Source organism: Ramlibacter algicola (assembly GCF_016641735.1).
Classification (GTDB): Bacteria; Pseudomonadota; Gammaproteobacteria; order Burkholderiales; family Burkholderiaceae_C; genus Ramlibacter; species Ramlibacter algicola.
The window spans coordinates 3,110,435-3,136,416 of record NZ_JAEDAO010000001.1; the positions used below are offsets into that span (position 1 = coordinate 3,110,435).

The 25,982-nt window shown below is 70.7% G+C and carries 28 protein-coding genes; 14 read left to right on the top strand and 14 right to left on the bottom strand.

What is annotated here, in order from left to right:
* Nucleotides 1-3: 3 nt before the first annotated feature.
* On the bottom strand, nt 4-1,176 hold the full coding sequence (locus I8E28_RS15155; protein ID WP_200788897.1) for an ABC transporter substrate-binding protein: 1,173 nt from the start codon (nt 1,174-1,176) through the stop codon (nt 4-6).
* A gap of 169 nt (nt 1,177-1,345) precedes the next feature.
* On the opposite strand from I8E28_RS15155, the gene I8E28_RS15160 reads away from it, so the two are divergent.
* From I8E28_RS15160 to I8E28_RS15175, 4 genes are all read left to right on the top strand, one after another.
* Entirely contained in the window at nt 1,346-2,458 is a 1,113-nt protein-coding gene (locus I8E28_RS15160) for a 5-methyltetrahydropteroyltriglutamate--homocysteine S-methyltransferase (protein WP_239027247.1), read from the top strand.
* A gap of 110 nt (nt 2,459-2,568) precedes the next feature.
* Nucleotides 2,569-2,766 carry a hypothetical protein gene (locus I8E28_RS15165; RefSeq protein WP_200788898.1) on the top strand — a complete coding sequence of 66 codons (198 nt, stop codon included), beginning with the start codon at nt 2,569-2,571 and terminating at the stop codon, nt 2,764-2,766.
* A gap of 100 nt (nt 2,767-2,866) precedes the next feature.
* Nucleotides 2,867-3,160, top strand: a complete 294-nt coding sequence (locus I8E28_RS15170) for a GYD domain-containing protein (RefSeq protein ID WP_200788899.1) — start codon at nt 2,867-2,869, stop codon at nt 3,158-3,160.
* A gap of 64 nt (nt 3,161-3,224) precedes the next feature.
* A complete protein-coding gene (locus I8E28_RS15175) occupies nt 3,225-4,205 on the top strand; it encodes a Vgb family protein (protein ID WP_200788900.1) in 981 nt (326 codons plus the stop codon).
* Between the two features lie 3 nt (nt 4,206-4,208).
* Here the strand turns inward: I8E28_RS15175 and I8E28_RS15180 are convergent, their stop codons facing one another.
* The 7 genes from I8E28_RS15180 to panB form a co-directional block, all read right to left on the bottom strand.
* A complete protein-coding gene (locus I8E28_RS15180; RefSeq protein ID WP_200788901.1) occupies nt 4,209-6,011 on the bottom strand; it encodes a hybrid sensor histidine kinase/response regulator in 1,803 nt (600 codons plus the stop codon).
* A gap of 150 nt (nt 6,012-6,161) precedes the next feature.
* Nucleotides 6,162-6,695 (bottom strand): hypothetical protein, encoded by a 534-nt coding sequence (locus tag I8E28_RS15185; protein ID WP_200788902.1) that lies wholly within the window; start codon nt 6,693-6,695, stop codon nt 6,162-6,164.
* Nucleotides 6,696-6,721: 26 nt separating this feature from the next.
* Entirely contained in the window at nt 6,722-6,865 is a 144-nt protein-coding gene (locus I8E28_RS15190; RefSeq protein ID WP_200788903.1) for a hypothetical protein, read from the bottom strand.
* A gap of 204 nt (nt 6,866-7,069) precedes the next feature.
* Nucleotides 7,070-7,645, bottom strand: coding sequence for a putative pterin-binding protein (locus I8E28_RS15195; RefSeq protein ID WP_200788904.1), 576 nt, complete (start codon nt 7,643-7,645; stop codon nt 7,070-7,072).
* A 39-nt stretch (nt 7,646-7,684) separates the two neighbouring features.
* Nucleotides 7,685-8,908, bottom strand: a complete 1,224-nt coding sequence (locus I8E28_RS15200; protein ID WP_200788905.1) for a CaiB/BaiF CoA transferase family protein — start codon at nt 8,906-8,908, stop codon at nt 7,685-7,687.
* Nucleotides 8,909-8,931: 23 nt separating this feature from the next.
* On the bottom strand, nt 8,932-9,756 hold the full coding sequence (panC, locus tag I8E28_RS15205) for a pantoate--beta-alanine ligase (protein WP_200788906.1): 825 nt from the start codon (nt 9,754-9,756) through the stop codon (nt 8,932-8,934).
* A 5-nt stretch (nt 9,757-9,761) separates the two neighbouring features.
* Nucleotides 9,762-10,568 carry a 3-methyl-2-oxobutanoate hydroxymethyltransferase gene (gene panB / locus I8E28_RS15210; RefSeq protein ID WP_200788907.1) on the bottom strand — a complete coding sequence of 269 codons (807 nt, stop codon included), beginning with the start codon at nt 10,566-10,568 and terminating at the stop codon, nt 9,762-9,764.
* 302 nt (nt 10,569-10,870) lie between these two features.
* Between panB and I8E28_RS15215 the strand changes: the two genes are divergently transcribed.
* Nucleotides 10,871-11,710, top strand: a complete 840-nt coding sequence (locus I8E28_RS15215) for a formate/nitrite transporter family protein (protein WP_200788908.1) — start codon at nt 10,871-10,873, stop codon at nt 11,708-11,710.
* On the top strand, nt 11,710-13,443 hold the full coding sequence (locus tag I8E28_RS15220) for a bifunctional protein-serine/threonine kinase/phosphatase (protein WP_200788909.1): 1,734 nt from the start codon (nt 11,710-11,712) through the stop codon (nt 13,441-13,443). Before I8E28_RS15215 ends, I8E28_RS15220 begins: the two co-directional genes overlap by 1 nt.
* A gap of 7 nt (nt 13,444-13,450) precedes the next feature.
* Here I8E28_RS15220 and I8E28_RS15225 read toward each other — a convergent pair whose 3' ends face one another.
* Genes I8E28_RS15225 through paoA form a run of 4 tightly spaced genes read right to left on the bottom strand, consistent with a single transcriptional unit; the run spans nt 13,451 to nt 18,492 of the window.
* Nucleotides 13,451-14,578: an MBL fold metallo-hydrolase gene (locus I8E28_RS15225; RefSeq protein ID WP_200788910.1), complete on the bottom strand. Its 1,128-nt coding sequence runs from the start codon at nt 14,576-14,578 to the stop codon at nt 13,451-13,453.
* A 58-nt stretch (nt 14,579-14,636) separates the two neighbouring features.
* Nucleotides 14,637-16,904, bottom strand: coding sequence for a xanthine dehydrogenase family protein molybdopterin-binding subunit (locus I8E28_RS15230; protein WP_200788911.1), 2,268 nt, complete (start codon nt 16,902-16,904; stop codon nt 14,637-14,639).
* Nucleotides 16,901-17,854: an FAD binding domain-containing protein gene (locus I8E28_RS15235; RefSeq protein ID WP_200788912.1), complete on the bottom strand. Its 954-nt coding sequence runs from the start codon at nt 17,852-17,854 to the stop codon at nt 16,901-16,903. The genes I8E28_RS15230 and I8E28_RS15235 overlap by 4 nt, the downstream gene beginning before the upstream one ends.
* Nucleotides 17,851-18,492, bottom strand: coding sequence for an aldehyde dehydrogenase iron-sulfur subunit PaoA (gene paoA, locus I8E28_RS15240; RefSeq protein ID WP_200788913.1), 642 nt, complete (start codon nt 18,490-18,492; stop codon nt 17,851-17,853). Before paoA ends, I8E28_RS15235 begins: the two co-directional genes overlap by 4 nt.
* A gap of 163 nt (nt 18,493-18,655) precedes the next feature.
* Here paoA and I8E28_RS15245 point away from each other — a divergent pair, with 163 nt between their 5' ends.
* The 4 genes from I8E28_RS15245 (at nt 18,656) to I8E28_RS15260 (ending at nt 20,998) form a co-directional block, all read left to right on the top strand.
* A complete protein-coding gene (locus tag I8E28_RS15245; protein WP_200788914.1) occupies nt 18,656-18,886 on the top strand; it encodes a tautomerase family protein in 231 nt (76 codons plus the stop codon).
* Between the two features lie 31 nt (nt 18,887-18,917).
* Nucleotides 18,918-19,199 carry a GIY-YIG nuclease family protein gene (locus tag I8E28_RS15250; RefSeq protein WP_200788915.1) on the top strand — a complete coding sequence of 94 codons (282 nt, stop codon included), beginning with the start codon at nt 18,918-18,920 and terminating at the stop codon, nt 19,197-19,199.
* The gene (locus tag I8E28_RS15255) at nt 19,192-19,911 is read left to right on the top strand and encodes an RNA pseudouridine synthase (protein ID WP_200788916.1); all 720 of its coding nucleotides are present in this window, start codon (nt 19,192-19,194) and stop codon (nt 19,909-19,911) included. The genes I8E28_RS15250 and I8E28_RS15255 overlap by 8 nt, the downstream gene beginning before the upstream one ends.
* A 64-nt stretch (nt 19,912-19,975) precedes the next feature.
* Nucleotides 19,976-20,998, top strand: a complete 1,023-nt coding sequence (locus tag I8E28_RS15260) for a pirin family protein (protein WP_200788917.1) — start codon at nt 19,976-19,978, stop codon at nt 20,996-20,998.
* A 90-nt stretch (nt 20,999-21,088) separates the two neighbouring features.
* On the opposite strand, the gene I8E28_RS15265 is transcribed toward I8E28_RS15260, so the two are convergent.
* Complete coding sequence (locus I8E28_RS15265) at nt 21,089-21,406, bottom strand: ATPase with chaperone activity (protein WP_200788918.1); 318 nt, start codon at nt 21,404-21,406, stop codon at nt 21,089-21,091.
* 63 nt (nt 21,407-21,469) lie between these two features.
* On the opposite strand from I8E28_RS15265, the gene I8E28_RS15270 reads away from it, so the two are divergent.
* From I8E28_RS15270 to I8E28_RS15285, 4 genes are all read left to right on the top strand, one after another.
* Nucleotides 21,470-21,880, top strand: coding sequence for a hypothetical protein (locus tag I8E28_RS15270; RefSeq protein ID WP_200788919.1), 411 nt, complete (start codon nt 21,470-21,472; stop codon nt 21,878-21,880).
* A gap of 42 nt (nt 21,881-21,922) precedes the next feature.
* Nucleotides 21,923-22,804 carry a 4,5-DOPA-extradiol-dioxygenase gene (gene ygiD / locus I8E28_RS15275; protein WP_200788920.1) on the top strand — a complete coding sequence of 294 codons (882 nt, stop codon included), beginning with the start codon at nt 21,923-21,925 and terminating at the stop codon, nt 22,802-22,804.
* Between the two features lie 107 nt (nt 22,805-22,911).
* Nucleotides 22,912-23,730 (top strand): DUF3703 domain-containing protein, encoded by an 819-nt coding sequence (locus I8E28_RS15280; RefSeq protein WP_200788921.1) that lies wholly within the window; start codon nt 22,912-22,914, stop codon nt 23,728-23,730.
* On the top strand, nt 23,727-25,025 hold the full coding sequence (locus I8E28_RS15285) for a cytochrome-c peroxidase (RefSeq protein ID WP_200788922.1): 1,299 nt from the start codon (nt 23,727-23,729) through the stop codon (nt 25,023-25,025). The genes I8E28_RS15280 and I8E28_RS15285 overlap by 4 nt, the downstream gene beginning before the upstream one ends.
* Here the strand turns inward: I8E28_RS15285 and I8E28_RS15290 are convergent.
* Nucleotides 24,947-25,831: a helix-turn-helix domain-containing protein gene (locus tag I8E28_RS15290; RefSeq protein WP_200788923.1), complete on the bottom strand. Its 885-nt coding sequence runs from the start codon at nt 25,829-25,831 to the stop codon at nt 24,947-24,949. The two genes, I8E28_RS15285 and I8E28_RS15290, sit on opposite strands and share 79 nt — an antisense overlap.
* Nucleotides 25,832-25,982: the final 151 nt, after the last annotated feature.

Below are 25,982 nucleotides of genomic sequence, written 5' to 3' on the forward strand. Positions count from 1 at the left end.
GCGTTACTTCGACTTCCCCGGATCCTTCACATCCTTGATCACGTCGAACTCGGCGTTCCACAGCTGGCCGTCCTTCTTCTCCACCTTGCGCAGGTAGACGTTCTGGACGATGTCGCGCGTTTGGGCGTCGATGAACACGGGGCCGCGAGGGCTTTCGAAGATCTGGCCCTTCATGGCGTCGACCAGCGCCTGGCCGCCGCCCTTGCCGCCGGTCTTCTTCAGCGCTTCGTAGATCACGCGCATGCCGTCGTAGCCGCCGACGGCCATGAAGTTCGGGCGCATGGCCTTGTTGGCCTTCTGGAAGGCCTCGACGAACTTCTTGTTCGCCGCCGACGGGTGCGCCGCCGAGTAGTGGTGCGAGCTGACCACGCCCAGGGCGACGTCGCCCATGTCGTTGAGCTGGTCGTCGTCCGTCACATCCCCCGTGGCGATCAGCTTGATGCCGGCCTTGTCCATGCCGCGCTCGCCGAACTGCTTCATCACCGCGGCGCCCGCGCCCGAGGGCACGAACACGAACAGCGCGTCGGGCTTGAGGTCACGCACCTTCTGCAGGAAGGGCGCGAAGTCCGGGTTGCGCAGCGGCACGCGCAGCGACTCGGGCACCTTGCCGCCGTTGAACTCGAAGCGGCTCTTGAAGAACTTCTCGGCGTCCAGGCCCGGGCCGTAGTCGGTGACCAGCGTGACGACGTTCTTGATGCCGTTCCTGGGCGCCCAGTCGGCCAGCGCCACCGACACCTGCGGCAGCGTGAAGCTGGTGCGCACGATGAAGGGCGAGGCTTCCGTGATGCTGGACGTCGCGGCGGCCATCACCACCAGCGGCGTCTTCGACTGCGTGGCGATCGGCGCGGTGGCCATGGCCGACGGCGTGATGCCCATGCCGGCCAGCACGTCGACCTTCTCGTTGACCACCAGCTCCTGCGCCAGGCGGCGCGTGACGTCCGGCAGGCTGGTGTCGTCCTTGACGATGAGCTCGATCTTGCGGCCCGCGACGGTGTCGCCGTTCTGCGCCATCCACAGCTTCGCGGCCGCTTCGATCTGGCGGCCGGTGGTGGCCTGCTGGCCGGTCATCGGCAGGATCAGGCCGATCTTGAAAGGCGCCTGCTGCGCGCCGGCCAGGCCGGCGGTGGACAGCAGCGCCGCCGCGACGGCAGCGTGCAGGACGGTTCGCTTGTGCATGGAGGTCTCCTCGTGGTCGGCCCTCGCGCGGGCGCGCGATTCGGTGCGGATTCTGGTCACGCCATCGCGACGCGGCCAAGCCGGGCCGGGGTCTATCAGCTATCCAGTTTAGGCATATCCATGCCCTCGCCATGCCGGATACCATGCGTCCCCTCACCGGAGCACCACCATGATGAGCCTGCCCGCCCGCTACGACCACGTCGGCAGCTTCCTGCGCCCGCAATACCTCCTCGAAGCCCGCGAGAAGAAGGCCAAGGGCGAGATCACGCCGCAGCAACTGCGCGAAGTGGAAGACAAGGCGATCGCCGAGATCGTGCAGTTCCAGCAATCGATCGGCCTCAAGAGCATCACCGACGGCGAGTTCCGCCGCACCTACTTCCACATCGACTTCCTCGAGCAGCTCGGGGGCGTCAAGACCGACATCCCGGTCACCATCCGCAAGCCCGATGGCAGCGAGGAACTGGCGCCGCCGGTGATCCGCGTGGTCGACAAGGTGCGGCATGCCAAGGACATCCAGAAGGCCGACTTCGAGTACCTGAAGTCGCAGGTCGCCGCCGGCAACACGCCAAAGGTGACGATCCCCTCGCCCACCATGCTGCACTTCCGCGGCGGCCGCGCCGGCATCAGCCGCGACGCCTATCCGGAGCTGGATCCCGCGTTCTACGACGACGTCGCGCAGGCCTATGGCGACGAACTGCGCTCGCTCTACGCGGCCGGCTGCCGCTACGTGCAGATGGACGACACCAACCTCGCCTACCTGTGCGACGAGAAGATGCGCGAGGCGGCGCGCCAGCGCGGCGACGATCCCGACGAACTGCCGCACCGCTACGCGAAGTTCATCAACAAGGTCGTCGCGCAGAAGCCGCAGGGCATGCTGCTGGCGATGCACCTGTGCCGCGGCAACTTCAAGAGCACGTTCGCGGCGCAGGGCAACTACGAGCCGGTCGCCGAAGCGCTGCTCAAGGAGATGGACATCGACGCGTACTTCATGGAGTACGACGACGACCGCTCCGGCGACTTCCGCCCGCTGCGCTACCTGCCCAAGGGCAAGACCGTGGTGCTCGGCCTCGTGACGACCAAGTTCGGCCAGCTGGAGAACAAGGACACGCTCAAGCGCCGCATCGACGAAGCCGCGAAGCACGCGCCGCTCGAACAACTGGCGTTGTCGCCGCAGTGCGGCTTCTCCAGCACCGTGCACGGCAACAACATCGCGGTCGAGGACCAGCGCAACAAGCTGCGCCTCGTGGTCGAGACGGCCGAGGAAGTCTGGGGCGGCCGCTAACGCCGCCCGAACGCGTCCTTCGGAACGGCAGCAGTCCAAAGCTCTGCACTGCGGTTCACGTGCGGTTCACTTCGTGCTGCCCTAATGGGGCCTCCACAAAGGAGGCTCTCATGCGACGAACGATTCTGTTGATCGGTGCCGTGGCCGGCGCTTCGGTGCTGGCAGGCTGCGTCGGCTACGTGCCGGTGCCGGCCGAGCCGCAGGTGGTGTACCAGCAACCGGTGCCGCGCTACCACCAGCGCGACCGTGACGGCGATGGCGTGCCGGACCGCTACGACCGGCGCCCGCGCAACCCCTACCGCTACTGATGGGCGGCGTGGGTTCCGGCGGGACAGGCGCAAGGCGCTTGTCCCTTGCCTTTCGCCTCCCGTGACCTAGAGTTGCCGCCCCTCATTGCAGGAGACGGCCATGGCGACCTACATCACGCTCGGCAAGTTCACCGAGCAGGGCATGCGCGGCATCCGCGAGACCACCAGCCGCGCCGACGCGGTGCGCGAGCAGGCCAAGAAGGCCGGCATCGAGATGAAATCCATCCACTGGACCCAGGGCAAGTACGACATGGTCGTGCTGTGGGAGGCGCCGGACGAGAAGGCCTTCGCCACGTTCGGCCTGACCATCGGCAAGGCCGGCAACGTGCGCTTCCAGACGATGCGCGCGTTCACGCGCGACGAGATGGGCGACATCCTGGCGAAGCTCGGCTGACACCTCGCCACGGATGACGAAGCGCCGCTGCGGCGACACAATGCGCCTTCATCTAGGAGGCGCCATGTCCCTGCACCGGCGTGACCTGCTGGCGATCGCGGCCTTCGGGCCGCTGGCCGGCATCGCGGCCCCGGCCCACGCGGCCGGCAAGCTCCAGAGCTGGAAGCTCGCGACCCATCGCCGCACCGGCATCCACGACGTGGCACCGGCGCCCGACGGCGGCGTGTGGTTCACCGCGCAGGCGACCGGCCACCTCGGCTGGTTCGAGCCATCGACCGGCCGCACCGACCTCATCCCGCTGGGCAGCGGCTCATCCCCGCACGGCGTGGTCCAGGGGCCGGACAAGGCCGCGTGGATCACCGACAGCGGCCAGAACGCGATTGCGCGCGTGACCTGGCCCGACCGCAAGGTGGCGCTGTACCCGCTGCCCGCAGGCACGGGGTACACCAACCTCAACACCTGCGCCTTCGACGGCAACGGCGACCTGTGGTTCACCGGCCAGTCGGGCTACATCGGCAAGGTCGCGGTCAAGACGGGCCAGGTGATGGCCAGGCCGGCGCCGCGCGGCCGCGGCGCGTACGGCATCACCAGCACGCCGTCGGGCGACGTCTGGTACGCATCGCTCGCGGGATCGCACATCGCGCGCATCGATCGCGCCACCGGCGAGGTGCACGTCGTGGAGCCGCCGACCAAGGACCAGGGCGCGCGGCGCGTGTGGAGCGACAGCCAGGGCCGCCTCTGGGTCAGCGAATGGAACAGCGGCCAGCTGTCGATGCACGACCCGCGCAACAACAGCTGGAAGGCGTGGAAGCCGCCGGGCGAACGCACGCAGGTGTACGCGGTGTACGTGGACGATCGCGACATCGCCTGGATCAGCGAGTGGGCCGGCAACGCGATCTACTCGTTCGACCCGAAGACGGAGAAGTTCGAGCGCCATGCGCTCGAGCGCGATGGCGCCAACGTGCGCCAGATCCTCGGGCGCAAGGGCGAGGTGTGGCTGCCCGAAAGCGGCACCGAGCACATCACGGTGATCCGCACCGCCTGAGCGTCACGCCGGCGCAGGCTCGTCCACGCCGGCGGCGATCGACAACGCGGCTCGCAATCCCTCGGCCGTGAGCGGTTTGACCAGGTGCAGGTCGAACCCGGCGACGCGCGTGCGCTCGCGATCGGCGACCTGGCCCCAACCCGTGAGCGCCACCAGCCGCACGTCCGCCAGCCCGGGATGGGCGCGGATGCGGCGCGCAGCCTCGAGGCCGTCCACGCCGGGCATGCCGATGTCGAGGAACGCCACTTCGGGATGCCACGACGCCGCGGCCGTCACGGCCTCGTGTCCGCCGAACGTGGTCACGACCTCGTGCCCCGCCGAGCGCAGCAGGCTCGCCAGCATCTCCACGGCATCGACGTTGTCGTCCGCAAGCAGGATGCGCCGGGGCGGGACCGAGCTGACCGGGTCGGCATCGTCCGCGGCGTCGCCCGACGACGGCGGCGGCGCGCCCGGCTTGGGCAGGCACACGGTGAAGGTGCTGCCCTGCCCCACGCCCCCGCTGCGCACTTCCACCCGGCCGCCGTGCATGCCCACCAGGCTGCGCACCAGCGCCAGGCCGATGCCAAGCCCGCCTTCGGAATGCGGCTGGTGGCCGCGGACCTGGGTGAACAGTTCGAACACCGCGGACTGCTGCTCCGGCGGGATGCCGACGCCCGTGTCGCTGATCGCGACGCACACCTCGCCCTGGTCCACCGACGTCTCGATGCGGATCGCGCCGCCCGGCGGCGTGTACTTCACCGCGTTGGACAGCAGGTTCGAGAACACCTGGGCCAGCCGGTCCCGGTCGCCCTGCAGCAGAACGTCGTGCGACGGCAGGACGACGGTGAGCCGGTGGCCGCGCGCGTCCACCAGCGGCTGCACGGCCTCGACGCTGCGGGCGACCGTGTCGCCGATGGACACGACCTCGCGCACGATGCGCACCTTGCCCGCGCTGATGCGGGCGACGTCCAGCAGGTCGTTCACCAGCCGCAGCAGGTGGTCGAGCTGCCGGTCCATCACGTGCAGCGTGCGCTGCGCCGGTGCTTCCGCCGGCGTGGTGCGCAGAAGGATCTGCAGCCCGTTCTTGATCGGCGCGAGCGGGTTGCGCAGCTCGTGCGCCAGGGTCGCCAGGAATTCGTCCTTGCGGCGGCCCGCGTCGCGCAGCGCTTCCTCCGCGTTGCGCCGCTCCGTCACGTCGAGCACGAACTCCACGACCTTGTCGCCGATGCGCCGCGGGGCGAACAGCCCCCACCAGCGCGAGCCGTCCTTGCGGTAGTACTGCTTCTCGTACGGGACGGCCTCGCCCAGCGTCAGCACTTGGCGCACCGCGTCCCAGGACGCTTCGTGGAACTCGGGCGGGGTGAGCTCCTGCCAGGTCTTGCCGATCGCCTCGGCGGCACTGAAGCCGCTCATGGCCTGGAAGCCCTCGTTGACGTCGACCAGCCCGAAGTTCTCGCCCCAGACGAGGACGCCCACCGTGCCGATGCGGCGGGCGCCGATCAGCTTCTCCACGCCGATGCTCTGCTGGGTCACGTCGCGCAGGCGCAAGCCCAGCACGGGCTCCGGACCGTCCTGCAGCCGGAATGCATGCGCCTCGATCCAGGCTGGGCCACGGCGCAGGCAGAAGCGCAACTCGCCGCAGCCGACCGCGACTTCGTGCAGCACGTGGTGCCACTGCGCGTCCTCGAGCAGTGCCTCGTCGGTGAACGCCGGGTTGGCTTCGACCAAGCGAAGCGCCCCGGACGCGGTCACTTGCAGGATGCAGCAAGGGTCGTCGATCGACTGGAAGAAGCCTGCGTGGAAATTGCTGAACCGTTCTGCCTTCATCGCCGTCCATCGTCCCCGCACCTGGCGGCACCTTGGGCAGGACGGCTGCCTTCCGGTGCGTCGGCACCGCACCGACGCGTTCCGCCGCGCTTGGCGGGCCAGGCCACGATGCGCCGCTCGCATTCGGCCCCCAGCGCTCCCGCGGCCGGATCAGAGGTTGCCCGTGCGGATCAGGAACAGCATCACGCTGGAGCCGTCGCCAGCGTTCAGGTGGTTGCCGATGAACAGGCGGCCGGCGCCCCGCGCGAAGCGCAGCGTGCGCGGCGGCTGGCCCGGATCGCTGGGCATGACCAGCGCCAGCGCGGCGCCGCTGGTGGTGTTCCAGCTGCCTTCGATCGTTTCCGGCGTCTGCACGAACTGCCGCCCCGACCCGCTCGGGCTGATGTGCAGTTCGTTCTTCGACTCGGTGATCGCCGCAGACACGTTGCCGGAGGTGGTGCCGTCACCCAGCGTCAGGTTGCCGGTGTAGACGATGCCTTCGATGACGGCGCCGCCCGGCCCACCCGGGATCAGGCCGGTCTGGTATCCCATGAGGAAGTACTTGCCCGGGATCGGCGCGGCGCCTTCCACGGCGGCCACGCGCGCCTCCAGGTCGGTGATGGCTGCGGCCAGCGCGGCGAAGTTCTCGTTGACTTCGTTCGCCTTGGACGGGAAGCCGGGGGAAAAGATGTGCGGGACTTGCATGGTGGATGTTCCTGGTTCGATGGTTCTCATTGCCAGGTGGCGTCGTTCCACGCGACCTGGTCCCACACGGCGGTGCCGGGGTCGCCGCCGCCGCACGCGGCGAGCAGCGAGCCGATGCAAAGCGCCAGCCAGCCGCGCCGGCGCAAGGTGCTCGATTCAATGGTTTGCATGCGTCTGTCGCTCCTTGTGAAGACAGTCGCGTTTGTCGCGCGCCGCGCGCGGCGCGTCATCACGCATGCAGGGCGTTGACGAACGAGCCGGCGCGTGGCAGGACGCCGGCGGTTGTCGTTCCGGCGAAGGCCGGAATCCATGCGGGGCTATCGCCCCTTCGCGTGGATTGCGGGTCAAGCCCGCAAGGACAACCAGTGTGAACCTCAGGCCTTCACTTCCACGTGGTACAGCCCCCAGGGACACTGCGCGAAGCGCTGGTCGACGGGCTTGGCGGCCATCTCGGGGAACTGGTCGGCTTCGTAGACGGCCCACAGCGGGCCGAGGCCACCGAGCGGCATGGGCTTGCCGTCCAGGTGCGTGGCGACGATGAAGCGGTACTTCTGTGCGTCGGCGACGCTGATGCCGGGCGCGTAGCCATCGACCGCTCGCATCAGCACGTTGCTGCCCGTCGCGCCGGCGGCTCGCAGCACCGTCGCCAGCAGCGGTCCCTTCAACTGGTGCACCTTGCTGTCGTACTCCAGCGTCGGACGGATCGTGACGGCGGGCAGCGAAGCCAGCGCGGCGAAGTCGAACGCGTACGCCTTGTCGAAGGCGAGCTTCTGCTTGGCCATCATCTGGTCCAGCACGCCGTCGAAGGGGCCGCGGTTCGTGCGGTTGATCGCGCCCGTGACGGTGAGCAGCGTGGGGCCCTTGTTGCCCGGGAGCCGGGGCGCCGCCTCGCCTGCCAGCGGCAGCGCCGCGCCGGCGGCGAGCGTGCCGAGGAAGTGTCGCTTGTCCATGGTGCCCTCCTGTCGTGAAGCCGCGATGCTAGCCAGCGCTCAGCCGACCACGTGCTGCGCGCGCAGCCGCTCGATGTCCGCGTCCGAATACCCGAGCCCGCGCAGCACCTCGTCGCCGTGCTCGCCCATCTGCGGCGGGTGCATGCGCACGCCGAGCCGCTGGCCATCGAGCGTGAACGGCACCAGCGTCGCCTTGGCCATCTCGCCCGCCTTGGGACCATCGGTCAGGCGCACGTCGGCCAGGCCACCGGTGGCCAGCAGGTGCGGGTCGTCCAGCAACTCCTCGGGCTTGCGGATCGGCGCGAACGGCAGCCCGTGCGCTTCGAAGATCCGCGTGAGGTCGTCGGCCGTACGCTGCGCCAGCCGCTCGCGCAGGATCGGCATCATCGTGGGCCGCATCCGCACGCGGTTGTTGTTGGTGGCGTAGGCCGCGTCCGCCAGCAGGTCGTCGAAGCCCAACGCCTGGCAGAACACCTTCCACTGCGCGTCGCTGACCGCCGCCAGGAAGATCTGCTCGCCGTCCTTCACCGTGAACACGTCGTACACCCCCCAGGCCGAGATGCGGTCGGGCATCGGCGCGGGCGGCTGGCCCGTGATGGCGAACTGCATCATGTGCTGGCCCACCAGGAAGATGTTGTTCTCGTACAGGCCGCTCTGCACCTCCATGCCGCGGCCCGTGATGCCCCGCTGTAGCAGCGCGCCGAGCACGCCGATGGCGCCGAACATGCCGCCCATGATGTCGTTCACGCTCGATCCGGCACGCAGAGGATCGCCCGGGCGGCCGGTCATGTACGCCAGCCCGCCCATCATCTGCACCACCTCGTCGAGCGCCGTGCGGTGCTCGTACGGGCCGGGCAGGAAGCCTTTCAGGCTCACGTACACCAGCTTCGGGTTGGTGGCGGACAGGCTGGCGTAGTCCAGCCCGTACTTGACCATCGTGCCGGGCTTGAAGTTCTCGGCGACGACGTCGGCGCCCGCGCACAGCTTGCGAGCGACTTCCACCCCTTCGGGCGTGCGCAGGTCCAACGCGATGCTCTTCTTGTTGCGGTTGAACAGCGGAAAGAAGCCGGCGCCCGCGCCCAGCAGGTGCCGCGTGCGGTCGCCGTCCACCGGCTCGACCTTGATGACCTCGGCGCCGAGGTCGGCGAGCACCAGGCCGCAGATCGGCCCCATGACCATGTGGGTGAATTCGACGACGCGGACGCCTGCCAGCGGCTGCGGCGCGCTGGGCGCCGGGGGCTGCGCGGGATCGGGAGAAGGCATGGCCCCCAGTGTAGGGTGCCGCTTCAGAACTCCAGGTTGTCGATCAGGCGCGTGGCGCCCAGCTTGGCGGCGCCGAGCGCAACGAGCGACGTATCGCCGGCGGCCGGCGCCTGCAGGTCGTCGCGGCGGCGCACGACCATGTAGTCGGGCTTCCAGCCGCGCTGCTCGAGGGCGGCCATCGCTTCGACTTCCACGCGCCCGACATCGACGCCGGCGCGCACCTGCTCGCCCATGCGCTTCAACGCCAGCGACAGCTGCACGGCCTCGGCGCGCTCGGCTGCAGAGAGGTACCCATTGCGCGATGACAGCGCCAGGCCGTCGTCCGCGCGTTGCGTCTCGCCCGCCACGATGGTGATGGGCATCGCGAACTGGCGCACCAGCTGGCGGATCACCATCAGCTGCTGGTAGTCCTTCTTCCCGAACACCGCGAAGCGTGGCTGCACGGCCATGAACAGCTTGGTGACCACCGTCGCCACGCCGGTGAAAAAGCCGGGACGGAACTGCCCCTCCAGGATGTCGGCGAGCTTCGGGTCCGGATGCACCTTGAAGGTCTGCGGCTCCGGATAGAACTCGTCCTCCGCCGGCGCGAACACCAGGTCGCAGCCCGCCGATTCCAGCTGCGCGGCGTCGGCCTGCAGCGTGCGCGGGTAGCGGTCGAAGTCCTCGTGCGGCAGGAACTGCAACCGGTTGACGAAGATGCTGGCCACGGTGACGTCGCCCAGCGGCTTGGCCTGCTTCACCAGCGCCAGGTGGCCGGCGTGCAGGTTGCCCATGGTCGGCACGACGGCCGGCGCGCGGTGAGCGGACAGCGCTTCGCGCAATTCGGGCAGGGTGTGGACGATGCGCATGCGGTTCAGTACGTGTGCGTGCCCGTCTCCGGGAAGCTGCCATCCTTCACCGCCGCGACGTAACGGCGCGCGGCTTCCGTGATGCCGCCGCCTTCGGCCATGAAGTTGCGCACGAAGCGCGCCGGCCTCTCGGCCATCCCGAGCGCGTCGTGCAGCACCAGCACCTGGCCGCTGCAGTCGGGGCCGGCGCCGATGCCGATGGTGGGAATGCCGATCGCCTTGGTGACCTCGGTGCCGACGGCCGACGTCACGAGTTCCAGCACCAGCATCGTGGCGCCGGCGTCGGCCAGTTCCTTCGCGTGCGCCATCAGCGTGGCCGCGCCGCTCTCTTCGCGGCCCTGCACGCGCCAGCCGCCCAGCGCGTGGACGGATTGCGGCGTCAGGCCGAGGTGCGCGCAGACCGGGATGCCGCGCTCGACCAGCGCGCGCACGACCGGCGCGGTCCAGCCGCCGCCCTCGAGCTTGACCATGTGGGCGCCCGCCTGCATGAGCGCCGACGCGCTGTCGATCGCTTGCGCGATGGACGACTGGTAGCTGCCGAACGGCAGGTCGCCGATGACGCAGGCGGTGCGGTTGCCGCGCGCGACGCAGCGCACGTGGTAGGCCATTTCCTCGAGCGTGACCGGCACCGTGCTGGTGTGGCCCTGCAGCACCATGCCCAGCGAATCACCGACGAGCAGGCAGTCGACGCCGGCATCGTCGAGCACGCGCGCGAAGGTCGCGTCGTAGCACGTGAGCATGCTGATCTTCTCGCCGTCGCCGTGCATCGCACGCAGGCGGTGCAGGGTGACGGGCTTGCGCGTGGGGGTCATGGAACTCCTGCCGGAACGACGAAAGGCCGGAGTGTAGAGCGCCCCGGCGCGGGGCGCGGGGCGCGCGCATGGCGGTCTTCCCGCACCCGGCGCGTGCATCGTGCCCCAGGCAGGACAGCGCGGCCGGGCCCCGGCGACTGGCACGGTGCTTGCGAGAACCCATCCGATCTCGGCCACTGCGGCGCGGCGATGAGCCGTCGCCACCAGCGCACAACGGCGTGCGCCCCGATGCACAGCGCAGTGCATCCAGCCACCGGGTCGCACGCCGTTTCCTGTCCTTCTCCCTTTCAAGGAGTGTCCAAGTGGCCTACCTCGCGCCCGCCGAATTCGTCAGCAAGATGGTCGATGCCGGCGAATCCAAGATCTTCATGTCGACCCGCGACACGCTCGTGCGTGCCTACATGGCCGGTGCCATCCTCGCGCTCGCGGCCTGGTTCGCCGTCACCATCAACGTGCAGACCGGCCAGCCGCTGCTCGGCGCGGTGCTGTTTCCGGTCGGCTTCGTCATGCTCTACCTGTTCGGCTTCGACCTGCTCACGGGCGTGTTCGTGCTGGCGCCGCTGGCGCTGATCGACAAGCGGCCCGGCGTCACGCTCCAGGGCGTGCTGCGCAACTGGGGCCTGGTGGCCTGCGGCAACTTCGCCGGCGCGTTCACCGTCGCGGTGATGATGGCGATCTACGTCACCTACGGCTTCTCCACCGAGCCCAACGCCGTCGGCAAGGCGATCGGCGTGGTGGGCGAAAACCGCACACTGGGCTACCAGAAGTACGGCGCGTCCGGCATGCTGACGCTGTTCGTCCGCGGCATGCTATGCAACTGGATGGTCTCGGCCGGCGTGGTCGGCGCCATGATCTCCACGCACGTCAGCGGCAAGGTCATCGCGATGTGGATGCCCATCATGCTGTTCTTCTACATGGTGTTCGAGCACTCCATCGTGAACATGTTCCTGTTCCCCTCGGGCCTGCTGCTCGGCGCGCACTTCACGATCCTCGACTACCTGGTCTGGAACGAGATCCCCACCGTGCTGGGCAACCTGGTGGGCGGCCTCGCATTCACCGGCCTGACGCTGTACGCCACGCACCTGCGCACGGCGCCCAAGCGCGACACTGAAGGCGCGGCGCTGCTCAAGCGCGTCGCCTGATGGCGGCCACCGGGCTGCGGGTGCGCGTCGGCCAGCACGGCGACGCCGGCCGCAAGCCCGGCAACCAGGATTGCTGCGGCGCCGCCGTTCCCACCGGTGCCGCCTTGTCGGCGAAGGGCGTGGTCGTCGCCCTGGCCGACGGCATCAGCAGCAGCGAGGCGGGCCATCTCGCCAGCCAGTGCGCGGTCACCGGCTTCCTCGACGACTACTACTGCACGCCGGACGCCTGGTCGGTCCGCCACTCGGCGCAGCGCGTGCTGGCGGCCATCAACAGCTGGCTGTTCGCGCAGACGCAGCAGGGGGCCGGCCGCTGGGACAAGGACCGCGGCTGGGTGTGCACCTTCAGCGCGCTGGTGCTGCACGGACGCACCGCGCACGTCTTCCATGTCGGTGATGCGCGCGTGTGGCAGCTGCACGGCACGTCGCTCGAGCCGCTCACCATCGACCACAGCCTGCCTGCCGGCGGCGGCCGCACCTACCTCGGCCGAGCGCTGGGCATCGCGGACCAGGTGGAGATCGACCACCGCATGCTGCCGCTGGCGGAGGGCGATACGTTCGTGCTGGCCACCGACGGCGTGCATGCGTTCCTGCGGCCAGGCGCGATTGCGGCGCTACTCGCCTCGCATGCGGACCCGCAGGCGGCTGCCACTGCCATCGTGCAGGCGGCGCTGGACGCCGGCAGCGACGACAATGTCACCGCGCAGATCGTGCGCATCGACCAGGTGCCGGCGGCCGAGCGCAGCGAGCTGCAGCAACTCGCCGCCGCCCTGCCCCTGCCGCCCGAGCTATCGCCCCGCATGCTGGTCGACGGCCTGCGCATCGTGCGGCCGCTGCACGCGTCGGCGCGCAGCCACGTCTGGCTCGCGGTGGACGAGACGACGCAGGAGCGGGTCGCGCTCAAGGTGCCGTCCACCGAAGCCGGGGACGACGCACGCTGGCGCGAGCGCTTCCTGCTGGAGGAATGGGTCGCGCGGCGCGTCTCCAGCCCGCACCTGCTGCAGCCGCGCCGCCTCGACCAGCCGCGCAGCAGCCTGTACGTCGCGTTCGAGTACCTCGAAGGACCGACCCTGGCGCAGTGGCGCCTGGACCATCCCAAGCCCGCGCTGGACTCCGTGCGTTCGCTGGTGGCGCAACTCGCCCGCGGCCTGCGCGCGCTGCACCGGCTGGCGATGGTGCACGGCGACCTGCGGCCCGAGAACGTGATCGTCGACGCGACGGGCACGGCGCGGATCATCGACTTCGGCTCGGTGCAGGTCGCGGGGCTGCACGACGATCGCGACGGCGACGGCCGCGTCGAAGGCACGTTGCAGTTCATGGCGCCCGAATGCCTGCGTGGTGCGCCGGGCTCGGCGCGGTCGGACCTGTTCTCGCTCGCCGCCCTCGCCTACCACCTGCTGTGCGGCCAGCTGCCGTACGACACCACGATGGCGCGCGACCGCAGCGAAGCCGCGCAGCGCCGCATGCGCTACCGGCCGCTGGGGCCGCTGCGGCCGGACGTTCCCGCGTGGATCGACGACGCGCTGGTGAAGGCCTTGCATCCCGATGCCTCGCGACGCTTTGCCGATGCCGACGAATTCGTGCATGCGCTGAGCCACCCGCCCCCGCATGCACCGACCCTCCGCAAGCCAGCGCTGGCCGAACGCGATCCGGTGCTGTTCTGGAAGGCGCTGTCGCTGTTGCTCGGGATCGCCTGCATCGTGCTGCTCGGGTGGCGTGCCACCGGGCTGCACTGAGCGGCGCTCAGCGCACCTGCTCCCACCAGCGCACCGTCGGCGGAGGCTGGCCGACGTCGACCCACTCGCCCAGTTGCGGCGTCGCCAGTTCCACGCCCGCTTTCGAGGCCGCAGCCCCCGTGCGGCGGATCGGCTCGTCCCAGTCGTGGTACGCGAGGTTGAACGTCGCCCAGTGCACCGGGACCATCCGCTTGCCGCGCACGTCACGGTGCACCTGCACCGCCTGCTCGGGGGTCATGTGAATGTCGGTCCACGACTGGCCCGGGCCGTACGCGCCGATCTTCACGAACGCCATGTCGAACGGCCCGAAGCGCGAGCCGATCTCCTGGAACACCTTCGCGTAGCCGGTGTCGCCGCTGTAGAAGAAGCGGTGCTGCGGCCCGACCACCGACCAGCTGGTCCACAGCGTGGCGCTGCGGTCGTTGATTCCGCGGCCCGAGTAGTGCCGAGTCGGCGTCGAGACGATGCGTACTTCACCGAGCCGGCTTTCCTGCCACCATTCCAGCTCCGCGATCTGCGCCGGCGGCACGCCCCAGCGTTGCAGGTGCGCGCCGATGCCCAGCGGCACGAAGAAGCGCGTGCCGCGCTGCGCAAGGAACTGCACCGTGTCCATGTCCAGGTGGTCGTAGTGGTCGTGCGAGACCAGCACGGCGTCGATCTTGGGCAGGTCGGCCAGCGCGATCGGCGGCTCGTGGAAGCGGTGCGGCCCGACGGGCAACGGCGACACGACATCGGCGAACACCGGATCGAGCAGCAGCCGCTGGCCGTCGATCTCGACGAAGGTGCTCGCGTGCCCGAGCCAGAACGCGCGCAAGCCGCTCGCTGCGGGCGGCGCCGCCAGCGCCGCCTTGTCGACGGCGACGATGGGCAGCGGCTTGGGCGGCTCGCGGACCTCGTCGCCGGAGAACTGGCGCACCAGGTAGTCGCCCATCGACGCCAGGCTGGTCGGCGTCTCGGGCTCGAGGTTGACGAAGCGGCCGTCGCGCCACTGCGGATTGGCCTGCGCGCGGGCCAGGCGGGCGCCCTCCATCGGTGCACCGAAGGGCGGCTGCTGCAGGATCCACCAGGCGACCACCACCGCGACGACGGCCAGCACCAGCTGGGTGACCAGGAAACGGGCGAACCAGCGGCGCATGCGCGATCCCCTTCCCGGCCGCGTGGCCGGCGCCGCCAGTGTGCCGCACGCGACGGCGTCAGGCCACGGGCGAGCGCCCGCGCAGGATCTTGTCCAGCGTGATCGGGTAGTCGCGCACGCGCACGCCGGTCGCGTTGTGGATCGCGTTCGCCACCGCGGCGCTCACGCCGCAGATGCCCAGTTCGCCCACGCCCTTGGCCTTCAGCGGCGTCGCCATCGGATCGACCTCGTCGAGGAAGATCACGTCCTGGTGCGGGATGTCCGCATGCACCGGCACCTCGTAGCTGGCGAGGTCGTGGTTGACGAAGAAGCCCAGGCGCTTGTCGACCGCCAGTTCCTCCATCAGCGCGGCGCCGACACCCATCGTCATCGCGCCAATCACCTGGCTGCGCGCCGTCTTCGGGTTCAGGATGCGGCCGGCGGCGCAGACGGCCAGCATGCGGCGCACGCGCACTTCGGCCGTGAACGCATCCACGCCCACCTCGACGAAGTGCGCGCCGAAGGTGCCCTGCTGCGTCTTCTTGGACAGCTCGCCGAACTCCATCGCGTCCTCGCCGACCAGTTCGCCCTGCGCGGCCAGCTGGCGCAGTGCCACGCTGTGGCTGCCCGCGCGCACCTGGCCATCGACGAAGCTCGCGGCCGCCGGGTCGACGCCCATGCGCTGCGCGATCGCCTCGCGCAGCTTCACGCAGGCGGCGTACACGCCCGCCGTCGAACTGGCCGCGCCGAATTGCCCGCCCGACCCGGACGACACCGGGAAGTCCGAATCACCCAGGCGCACGAACACGCTGCGCAGCGGCACGCCCAGCATCTCGGCGGCGGTCTGGCCGAGGATGGTGTAGCTGCCGGTACCGATGTCGGTCATGTCGGTTTCGACGATGACCATGCCGCGCGCATCCAGCCGCACGCGCGCTGCCGACTTGGTGGTCGGCGCCCCGCGGTACGCGCCCGCCATGCCCAGCCCCACCAGCCAGCGGCCATCGCGCACCTGCCCCGGCTGGGCGACGCGCTTGTTCCAGCCGAACTTTTCGGCCCCGAGCTGCAGGCACTGCACGAACTGCCGCTTGGAGAACGGATGGCCGGCGCGCGGCTCGCCGCCCTTGGACGAGTCGCCCTTCTGCCCCTGCGGGTCGTCCTTGGCCTTCCCGCCGGTGAAGTCGGGCACGACCTGCGTGTCGTTCCTGATGCGCAGCTGCACCGGGTCCATGCCCAGCGCTTCCGCGAGTTCGTCCATCGCGATTTCGAGCGCCATGTGGCCGGTGGCTTCCCCGGGGGCCCGCATCGCGTTCGATTCCGGCAGGTCCAGCGTGGCCAGCCGCGTCGCGGTCATGCGATGGGCGCCCGCGTACAGCATGCGCGTCTGGTGCACGGCGCTGTCGGGCTCGCCTTGCGGCAGGTCGCCCGACCAGGCCTCGTGCGCGATCGCGGTGATGGTGCCGTCGCGCCGAGCCCCGATGCGCACGCGCTGGATGGTCGCCGGCCGGTGCGTCGTGTTGTTCGGCATCAGCGACCGCTGCAGCGCGATCTTCACCGGCCGCCGCGCGGCGCGCGCGGCCAGCGCCGCCATCAGCGCGTCGGCGCGGAGGAACAGCTTGCCGCCGAACCCGCCGCCGACGAAGGGCGACACCAGCCGCACCTTGTCCTTGGGCATCTTCAGCGTGGCCGCCAGGTCGGTGCGGCCCCAGTCGACCATCTGGTTCGAGGTCCACACGGTGAGCTGGTCGCCGTTCCACGCCGCGATGGTCGCGTGAGGTTCCATCATCGCGTGCGACTCGTCGGGCGTGGTGTAGGTCGCGTCGACCTTCACTTCGGCGGACGCGAACGCGCCGGCGAAGTCGCCGACCGCCGTGTCCGCTTCCTCCTTCCCGGGCTCGATCGCGCCGTCCCTGCCCTTGGCCAGGTCGAAGCGGCCGTCGGTGCGCTCGTAGTCGATGCGCACCAGCGACGCCGCGGCGCGCGCCTGCTCGAAGGTTTCGGCCACGACGACGGCGACGGCCTGGTGGTAGTGGTCGATCTCCGGCCCGCCGAGCAGCTTGGCCGTGTTGCGCCGGCCCTTGCCGAGCGGGCCCGCGTCCTGCGCGGTGACGATGGCGATCACGCCGGGCGCGCGGCGCGCCGCGTCGAGGTCCATCGACTTGATGCGGCCCTTGCCGATGGCGGCGCCGATGATCCAGCCGTAGGCCGCGTTCGGCGCCACGTCGTGGCGCTCGTACGCGTACGGCGCGGTGCCGGTGGCCTTGAGCAGGCCGTCGATGCGGTCGACCGGCTGGCCGACGACCTTGCCCTGGTCGATCGGGTTGGTGGTGGCGGGGGTGTCGAACTTCATGCGCGGCCCCTCGCCTGCTCCAGCACGGCGGCGATGGTGCGCTCGGCCAATGGCAACTTGAAGGCGTTCTGCTCGGTAGGTCGCGCACCATTGAACAGCGCATCCGCAACCGCTTTCGATCCGCGCGGCAGCAGCGCATCGGCCGCCTCCACACGCCACGGCTTGTGCGCGACACCGCCGAGGGCGACGCGCCCGGTGCCGTCCTTCTGCACGATCGCGGCCACGCTCACCAGCGCGAACGCATACGAGGCACGGTCGCGCACCTTGCGATAGAGATGCCGCCCGCCGACCGGCTCGGGCAGCGTGACAGCCGTGATCAACTCGCCGGGTTCCAGCGCCGTCTCGATGTGCGGCGTGCTGCCCGGCAGCTTGTGGAAATCGGCGATCGGGATCACGCGCATGCGGCCCGCCGCGTTCACTGCCTCAACGCTGGCGTCGAGCGCCCGCATCGCGACGGCCATGTCGCTCGGGTGCGTCGCGATGCAGGCATCGCTGGAGCCGACCACCGCGTGCTGGCGGCTGAAGCCGCCGATCGCCGAGCAGCCGCTGCCCGGCACGCGCTTGTTGCACGGCATGTTGGTGTCGTAGAAGTAGGGGCAGCGCGTGCGCTGCAGCAGGTTGCCGCCGGTGGTGGCCATGTTGCGCAGCTGGCCCGAAGCGCCGGCCACCAGCGCGCGGGCGAGCACGCCGTAGTCCTTGCGCACGCGCGCGTCGGTCGCGAGGTCGGCGTTGCGCACCAGCGCGCCGATGCGCAGCCCGCCGTCGGGCGTGCGCTCGATCTTGTCGAGGCCGACGCCGTTGATGTCGACCAGGTGCACGGGCGCCTCGATCTGCAGCTTCATCAGGTCCAGCAGGTTGGTGCCGCCGGCGACGAACTTCGCGCCCGGCTTCGTTGCCGCGGCGGCGGCCTGCGCCGGCGTGGCGGCGCGCTCGTAGCTGAACGCCTTCATGCCTTCGCTCCCGCGACCTCGCCGATCGCTTCGGCGATGTTCGAGTACGCGCCGCACCGGCAGAGGTTGCCGCTCATGCGCTCACGCAACTCGGCGGCCGACAGCAGCGGCTTGGCGACGATGTCTTCGGCCGCATGACTGGGCACGCCGCGCTTGACCTCGTCCAGCATGCCGACCGCCGAGCAGATCTGTCCCGGCGTGCAGTAGCCGCACTGGAAGCCGTCGTGCTTCACGAACGCAGCCTGCAGGGCATGCGGCCTGGCCGGCGTGCCCAGGCCCTCGATCGTCGTCACCTTCGCGCCTTCGTTCATCACCGCCAGCGTGAGGCACGAGACGACGCGGCGGCCGTCCACCAGGACCGTGCAGGCCCCGCACTGGCCTTGGTCGCAGCCCTTCTTGGTGCCCGTCAGGTGCATGTGCTCGCGCAGTGCGTCGAGCAGCGTGGTGCGCGTGTCCAGCTCGAGCGTGCGGGCAGTGCCGTTCACGTCCAGCGTGACGCGCGCGGTGGACAGTGGCGGCTCCTGCAGCTGCGGTACGCCTTGCGCGGCCGAGCCGGCGGGCACGCCCACCGCGGCCGTGGCCGCGCTGGCGAGCAGGAGGTTGCGCCTGCTGATGGACAGGTCGTCGTTGGAATCCATGGGGGTCCTCGCGCTTCTGAGCGCGAAACGGGCAAGCTTGAACGCGACGGCGGGGCCGGCCTGTAGGCATCGGCCGGGGAAGGGCGTCGGCGCCGCGGGGCGCTGCGTCGGCTCGACAGCCGGAGCCCGGCATGGGATGCTGCGCGCCCCAGCAGGAGGTTCCATGCCCCACGTCGTCGTCAAGCTCTGGCCGGGCCGGAGCGAGCAGCAGAAGGCCGATCTCGCGCGCGACATCGTTGCGGCGCTGCAGAAGAACTGCGGTTCCACCGAGGACTCCATCTCGGTCGCGATCGAGGAGGTCGCGTCTGCCGAGTGGATGCAGCAGGTCTACAAACCGGAGATCGCCCCCGCGATGGACCGGCTGTACAAGAAGCCCGGCTACGGGCCGTCCTGAACGAGCCGCCTCGCCCGCGACAATGCGGGCCATGGACGAACCGCGCGCGCAAGCCGACCTGCCCTACTGGCTCTACCTGCTCGAGTGCGAGGGCGGCGTGTACTACGCCGGCATCGCGCGCGACGTGGAGCAGCGCTTCTTCCAGCACCTCTGGGGCACCGGCGCGAAGTTCACGCGGGCGCGGCCGCCGCTGCGCGTTCTCGCGGCCCGCGAGTACCCGAACAAGGGGGACGCGTTGCGCGCGGAACTGCGCCTGAAGGCGCTGCCGCGCGCGGACAAGCTGGCCTTCTTCTCGGCGGTGGCCCATGGCTGACGAACCGCAACGCATCGCCAAGGTCGTCGCCGCCCTCGTGCCCTGCTCGCGCCGCGAGGCCGAGCAGTACGTCGCCGAAGGCTGGGTGCGCGTCGATGGGCAAATCGTCGAGGAACCGCAGGCGCGCGTGCTGCCCGGACAACGCGTCGAGGTCGACCCGAAGGCAAAGCTGCAACCGCCGATGCCCGCGACGATGCTGCTGCACAAGCCGGCGGGCATTGCCACCGCCGACGCGTTGGCGCTGCTGGCCGCCTCGGCCCACTGGGACGGCGACACGTCCGGGATCCGCCGCCTCAAGAGCCATGCGGTCGGCCTGCAGGAGTTGCTGCCCCTGCCCCCCGCCGCCGAAGGCCTGTGCGTCTTCAGCCAGGACGGGCGCATCGTGCGCAAGCTGCGCGAGGACGCGGCGCTGCTGGAGCAGGAACTGGTCGTGCAGGTCGACGGCACCATCGCGCCGGGTGGCCTGGAGCGGCTGTCGGGCGGCGGCCTGCTGTTCGAAGGCCAGCGCCTTCCGCCGGCCAAGGTGAGCTGGCAGAGCGAGCAGCGGCTGCGCTTCGCCCTGAAGAACATCCGCCCCGAGGTCGTGCCGTGGATGTGCGAGCAGGTCGGGCTGCGCGTGACGTCGCTGCGCCGCATCCGCATCGGCCGCGTGCCGATGGCCGCGCTGCCGGCCGGACAGTGGCGCTACCTCGCGCCGCAAGAGCGCTTCTAGCCGCGGAACTCAGCGTTCCACCGGCAGGACTTGTCGCCGGCCCCGCAGCACTTATCTTCCACCCATGACCACTTCCCCCATCCTCCGCCAGTTCGCGCTCGGCCCCGGCGTGTGGCCCACCCTCGACCCGTTCCTGTTCTGCGTGCACCACGTGGACCACTACCCGGCCGGCAACGGCAAGTTCGGGCCGAACGCCTCGCTGCAGGGCCGCTCGATCGGCGCTGACTTCAGCGGCAAGGACGGCTGGAGCATGTACCACGGCGAGGACGTGCCGGGCTTTCCGGGCCACCCGCACCGAGGCTTCGAGACGGTGACGGTGATGCGCAGCGGCTACGTCGACCACGCCGACTCGCTCGGCGCCGCCGCGCGCTACGGCCAGGGCGACGTGCAGTGGCTCACCGCGGGCCGCGGCGTCGTGCACTCGGAGACCTTCCCGCTGCTGCGCGAGGACGCGCCGAACCCGGCCGAGCTGTTCCAGATCTGGCTGAACCTGCCGGGCGCGTCGAAGTTGGCCGACCCCGCGTTCACGATGTTCTGGTCCGGCGACATCCCGGAGCTGGCGGCGAAGGACGACGCCGGCCGCACGACCCACGTGCGCGTGGTCGCGGGTGCGCTCGACGGCGCAGGTCGGCCGTTGGCGCCGCCGAAGGACTCCTGGGCCTCGCGCGAGAACGCCGACGTCGCGATCTGGACGATCCGCATGGAGCCCGGTGCGCGCTGGACGCTGCCGCCGTCGCAAGGCGCGGGAACGCGGCGCGTGCTGTACCTGTTCCGTGGCGCGGGCCAGGTCGCCGGCACGCAGGTGGCCGACGCGACGGGGCTGGAGCTCACGGCGTCCGCGTCCGTGGAGCTGGTGGCCGGCAGCGAGGGCGCCGAACTCCTGCTGCTGCAGGGCCGTCCGATCGGCGAGCCCGTGGCGCAGCATGGCCCCTTCGTGATGAACACGCAGGAGCAGGTGATGCAGGCGTTCCGCGACTACCAGCGCACGCAGTTCGGCGGCTGGCCGTGGGACACGCCTGCGCCAGTGCACGGGCCGGAGATCAAGCGCTTCGCGCGGCACCCGGACGGGCGCGTCGAGACGCCCTGATCCGTCATTCCCGCCGAGGCGGGAATCCACCGCTTCCGGCTTCGAATGCATGGAAGCGGTGGGTCCCCGGCTCCGCGGGGTCGACGATTCTCAGCGGTCCGGTGCTGGGGGCAACGGCTCCCACCCCAGCAGCTCCGCCAGCCGCGACAGCACCCAGCCGGTTTCCCCGGCATCGAGCGGCGCCTCGTCGCCCGACAGCGCCTGGGCGATCGCCGACAGCACGTCGCGCTCGCTGCCGCCGGTCTTGAACTGCAGCGTGCCGGCCTGCTCGGTGAGCATCTGCGCCATGTCCTCGCACAGCTCGTAGCGCTCGCGCACGTGCGCCATCGGTTCGGTGAGGCGGTGGCCGCCGGGGGTGGTGAACAGCACCACGAAGGACGGCGGCGGCTGGATCTGGTTGTCGTCCATGGATGCGGGCCAGCGTAGCAGGTGGCGATGCGCCCGCGGCGCGCGATGTAGAGTGGCCGATGAATGCCCGACCTGGTCCTCTGCCTGCTGCCCGATGCGTACGAGTTGCGGCTCGACGGCGAGGTCGTGTCGCGTCTCGAAGGCGGCGCTGCCGTCCTCCTGCCCGCCGCGGGCGACCGGCTGCGCGAAGCGGGCATCGAAATGGCCATCGAGCGCTCGGAGGACTGGTTGATGCCGTTCGCGCGCCGGCTGCACTCGCTCGAGCTGCGCCTCCACGACCCGTGCGGCCGCGCTCGCGCGCTGTCCGGTGTGGACGGGGGCCTCACGGTCGAGCAGGTCGAAGCCGAGTTCTCCCGCATGCATGAGGCCGTGGCACGCGGCCAGGCCAGCGACCCCGAGCGGGTCGCCGACGTGGTCCTGTTGCGTGAGCTGGCCCACCATGGCGCCCTGTCGCGCATCGTGTCGCAGCCGTAGACTGGCCAGCGCCGCCAGCACGATCGGCACGAGGGGTTCGCCATGGAAGCCACGACGCAAGCGACACCGCTGCGCATGCCTGCCGCCTTCATCGGCCACGGCAGCCCGATGAACACGCTGGAGCGCAACCGCTTCACGGAAGCCTGGCGCGACCTGGGCCGGCGCCTCCCGCGGCCGCGCGCGATCCTGTGCATCTCCGCGCACTGGTTCATCAAGGCCACCGCCGTGACGGCCATGGAACGGCCGCGCGTCATCCACGACTTCTACGGCTTCCCTCGCGAACTGTTCGAGTTCGACTACCCGGCCCCGGGCGCGCCGGACGTGGCGCGCGAGATCGAGGGGCTGCTCGGCACCAAGCACGTGGTGCTGGACCAGGAGAGCTGGGGCCTGGACCACGGCACATGGTCCGTGCTCGCGCACGTCGCCCCCGATGCCGACATCCCCGTCGTGCAACTCTCGCTGCATGCGGAGGAGCCGCCCGAGCGGCACGTCGAGATCGGGCGCGCCCTGGCGCCGCTGCGCGAACGCGGCGTGTTCATCGTCGGCAGCGGCAACGTCGTGCACAACCTGCGGCGGATGGACCGGCGCCATCCGGAAGGCGCGTTCGACTGGGCCGAGCGGTTCGATGCGGAAGTCCAGCGCGTGATGGCCATCGACCCCGCCGCGCTGGTCGACGCGCCGCGGCATCCGGACTACGCCATGAGCGCACCCACGCCCGAGCACTTCATGCCGCTCTACTACTTCGCGGGCCTCTGCGCGCAGGCGGGCGAGACGTCGCACCCCTTCGTGACCGGCGGCGCCATGGGGTCGCTGACGATGACCAGCTTCACCACGGGCCTGGACTGGCGGGCGCCGCTGGTGGACGGCAGCGGCGAAGGCGTGACCCTGCCTGCGTCGACACCGGCGGACCAGACCAACCTGTAGCCCGCGCTTGAACGAAAGGGCTGCGCGGGCAGCCGCTGCGTTCAAGACCCGCGCGCCCGCGCGGCGGAGACTCCTGGGCATCGAATCCCCACCCCAGGAGCACACCCATGACGACCTTCGCCACCCGCATCCGCCCCTTCGTGCAGGCCGAACTCGACGCGGCCGTCGCCGCCGAAGCCCGCGGCCAGTTCGACACCGCCTTCCGCCACCTCGAGCGCGCGCACGTGCTCGGCCAGCCCGCCACCATCGAGCACGTGCGGGTGCACTGGCGCATGGCCCGCTTCGCCGTCCGCCACGGCCTCGGGCAGGAAACATTCGGCCAGGGCTGGCGCCTCGTCGGCGCCGCGCTGCTCACTGCGATCGGCTTCGTGCCCCGCGGCAACACCGGCGGCGCCGACGTGCCGGGCTGGAAGCCGATGCCGATCGCGCCGGACCTGCAACAGGCGCTCGAAGCCGCGGGTGGCGGGGCACCGCGCCACGGCTGGCGCGACGCCGCTGCGGCGGCGATCGCCGGTGTCGTCGCGGCGACCGCCCTCGCCGTTGCGGGCTGCGCGACGCCCAAGGACCTGGACCTCGCGCTCGACAAGCCGACGAAGGCCGGCACCTACCGCGTGGCGCTCGTGCCGCCCGCGCAGGCGCCCGCGATCAACCAGATGCACAGCTGGACCGTCAAGCTCGCGACGCCGCAGGGGCAGCCGGTGCACGGCGCCACCTTCGCGGTGGACGGCGGCATGCCGCAGCACGGCCACGGCCTGCCGACCAAGCCGCGCGTGACGCGCGAACTCGCCGACGGCACCTACCAGCTCGAGGGCATGAAGTTCAGCATGACGGGCTGGTGGGAAGTGAAGCTGGACATCCGCGGCCCGCAAGGCGCGGACCAGGTCACGTTCAACACCGTCGTGAACCCGCCCACGGTGCGGCAATGAACCGCGCCGCGTTCACCGTGCGCCTGCCTTGGGCCGCCAGGGTGCTCGCCCTCCTCGCTGCCCTCGTCGTGACGGCGGTCGCGGCGCAATCGGCAGGCAGTGCCGCAATGCGCGATCGCTGGAACGCCGAGGAGGTGGCGCTGCTCGCGTCGATGCGGCTGAAGGAAGCGGGGCCGCGCCGCACCGATACGTCCAACGCCTACGAGCAGCGCACGGACGCCGCCGCGTTCGGCCGCGCGCTGTTCGAGGACACGCGCCTGAGCCGCAACGGCCAGGTGTCGTGCGCCAGCTGCCACTCGGCCGACAAGCAGTTCCAGGACGGGCGCCCGCTCGGCCAGGGCGTCGGCACCGGCAAGCGGCGCACGATGCCGGTGGCCGGCGCGATGCACTCGCCCTTCCTGTTCTGGGACGGGCGCAAGGACAGCGCGTGGTCGCAGGCGCTCGGCCCGCTGGAAGACGCCGCCGAGCACGGCGGCAACCGCGTGCGCTTCGTGCGCCTGGTGCAGGAGCAATACCGCGCGCAGTACCAGCAGGTGTTCGGTCCCCTGCCCGACCTGGCCGCGTTGCCGGCCGATGCGTCCCCCAACGGCACCGACGCCGAACGCGCCGCCTGGAATGCGCTGGCACCCGGGAAGCGCGACGCCGTGAACCGCGTGTTCGCCAACATGGGCAAGTCGATCGCGGCCTTCGAACGCACGATCTCGGTCGGCGAGTCGCGCTTCGACCGGTACGCGCAGGCGACGGTCAGCGGCGATGCGCGCGCGCAGGACGTGCTGTCGCAGCAGGAGGTGCGCGGGCTGCGGCTGTTCCTCGGCAAGGGCCAGTGCGTCACCTGCCACAACGGCCCGTTGATGACGGACCACGCCTTCCACAACACGGGCGTTCCGCCGCTCGATCGCGCGAAGCCGGATCGCGGCCGCGCCGACGGGGTGAAGAAGCTGCTGGCCGACGAGTTCAACTGCCTGGGACGCTACAGCGATGCGAAGCCGGGGCAATGCGGCGAGCTGCAGTTCCTCGCGGCCGACGATGCGGCGCAGCTGGCGGCCTTCCGCACGCCGAGCCTGCGCAACGTCGCCGAGCGCGCGCCGTACATGCACGCGGGGCAGTTCGCCTCGCTGCGTGAAGTGGTGCAGCACTACGCGGAGTCGCCGAAGGCGGTGCTGGGCCACAGCGAACTCGCGCGGCCCGGCGAGCAGCACGCCGAGCGGCGGCCGATTCAGCTGTCGCCGGCGGATGTGGCCGACCTGGCGGCCTTCCTCCAGACGCTGACGGGTCCTGTCGTCGTGGCTCGCTGAAGCGCCGCTTCCCGTCGCGCGGTGCTGAGCGGCCCCTTCACCTGCAACACGGACGGCGGCAGGCCAAACATGGTGCGCGCGGTGCGCGACAGGTGCGCGGAATCGGCGAAGCCCGCCGCGTGCGCCGCGCCGGCCAGCGATTCACCTTCGGTGAGCAGCGTCCAGACGTGCAGTAGCCGCCGCCAAAGCACGTAGGTGCGCAGCGGCATGCCGGTCTGCTCCACGAACAGGTGCCGGAAGCGGCCGGGCGACAGGTGCGCGGCCTGCGCAAGCTCCGGCAACGTGATGGGCTGGACGACGTGCTGGTGGATGCGTTCGATGGCCGCGAGCACGCGCGGGTCCGAAGGCTGCGGCGCCGCCGTCCCGGACAGCGATTGCAGCAGTTGCGTGCACACCTCGCGCACCGCGTCGTGGCTGCGCTCGACGCGCCACGCATGGGCCAGGCGGTCGCTGCAGGCGAGGACCTCATCGGGCAACAGCTCGGGGCGACCCTGCAGGCGCGCCGCCAGCGCGCGGCCGGCGGGCGTTTCGGGTTCGATGAAGAGCACCAGGCTGAATTCGCAGGCGGTGACGTCGATGGTGTGGGTCGATCGTGAAGGCACCAGCGCGCCGGCGCACGCCTGCCACTCGGCGTGGCGGCCGTGCTGGACGCGCAAGCCCTTCGGTGCGCCCAGAGCCAGCTGGATCGCGTAGTGCGCGTGCGGCTGGATCGCCGGCCCGCCGGCACCACCTTCACCGATGAAGCCGCACACGCCCGGCCAGGCGATGAAATCGCCGCGGTAGGGGGCTGCGGGCGGGTGGGACATGGCGGACGGGCTGCCGACAGTCTACGACTGGGTCCGTCGTCCCCGCGGAGGCGCGGACCCATCGCTTCCACTCGAATCGCGATCGAAGGCGGACGCGGTGGATTCCCGCCTTCGCGGGAATGACGAAGCCGCACAATGTCCCCACCGACCA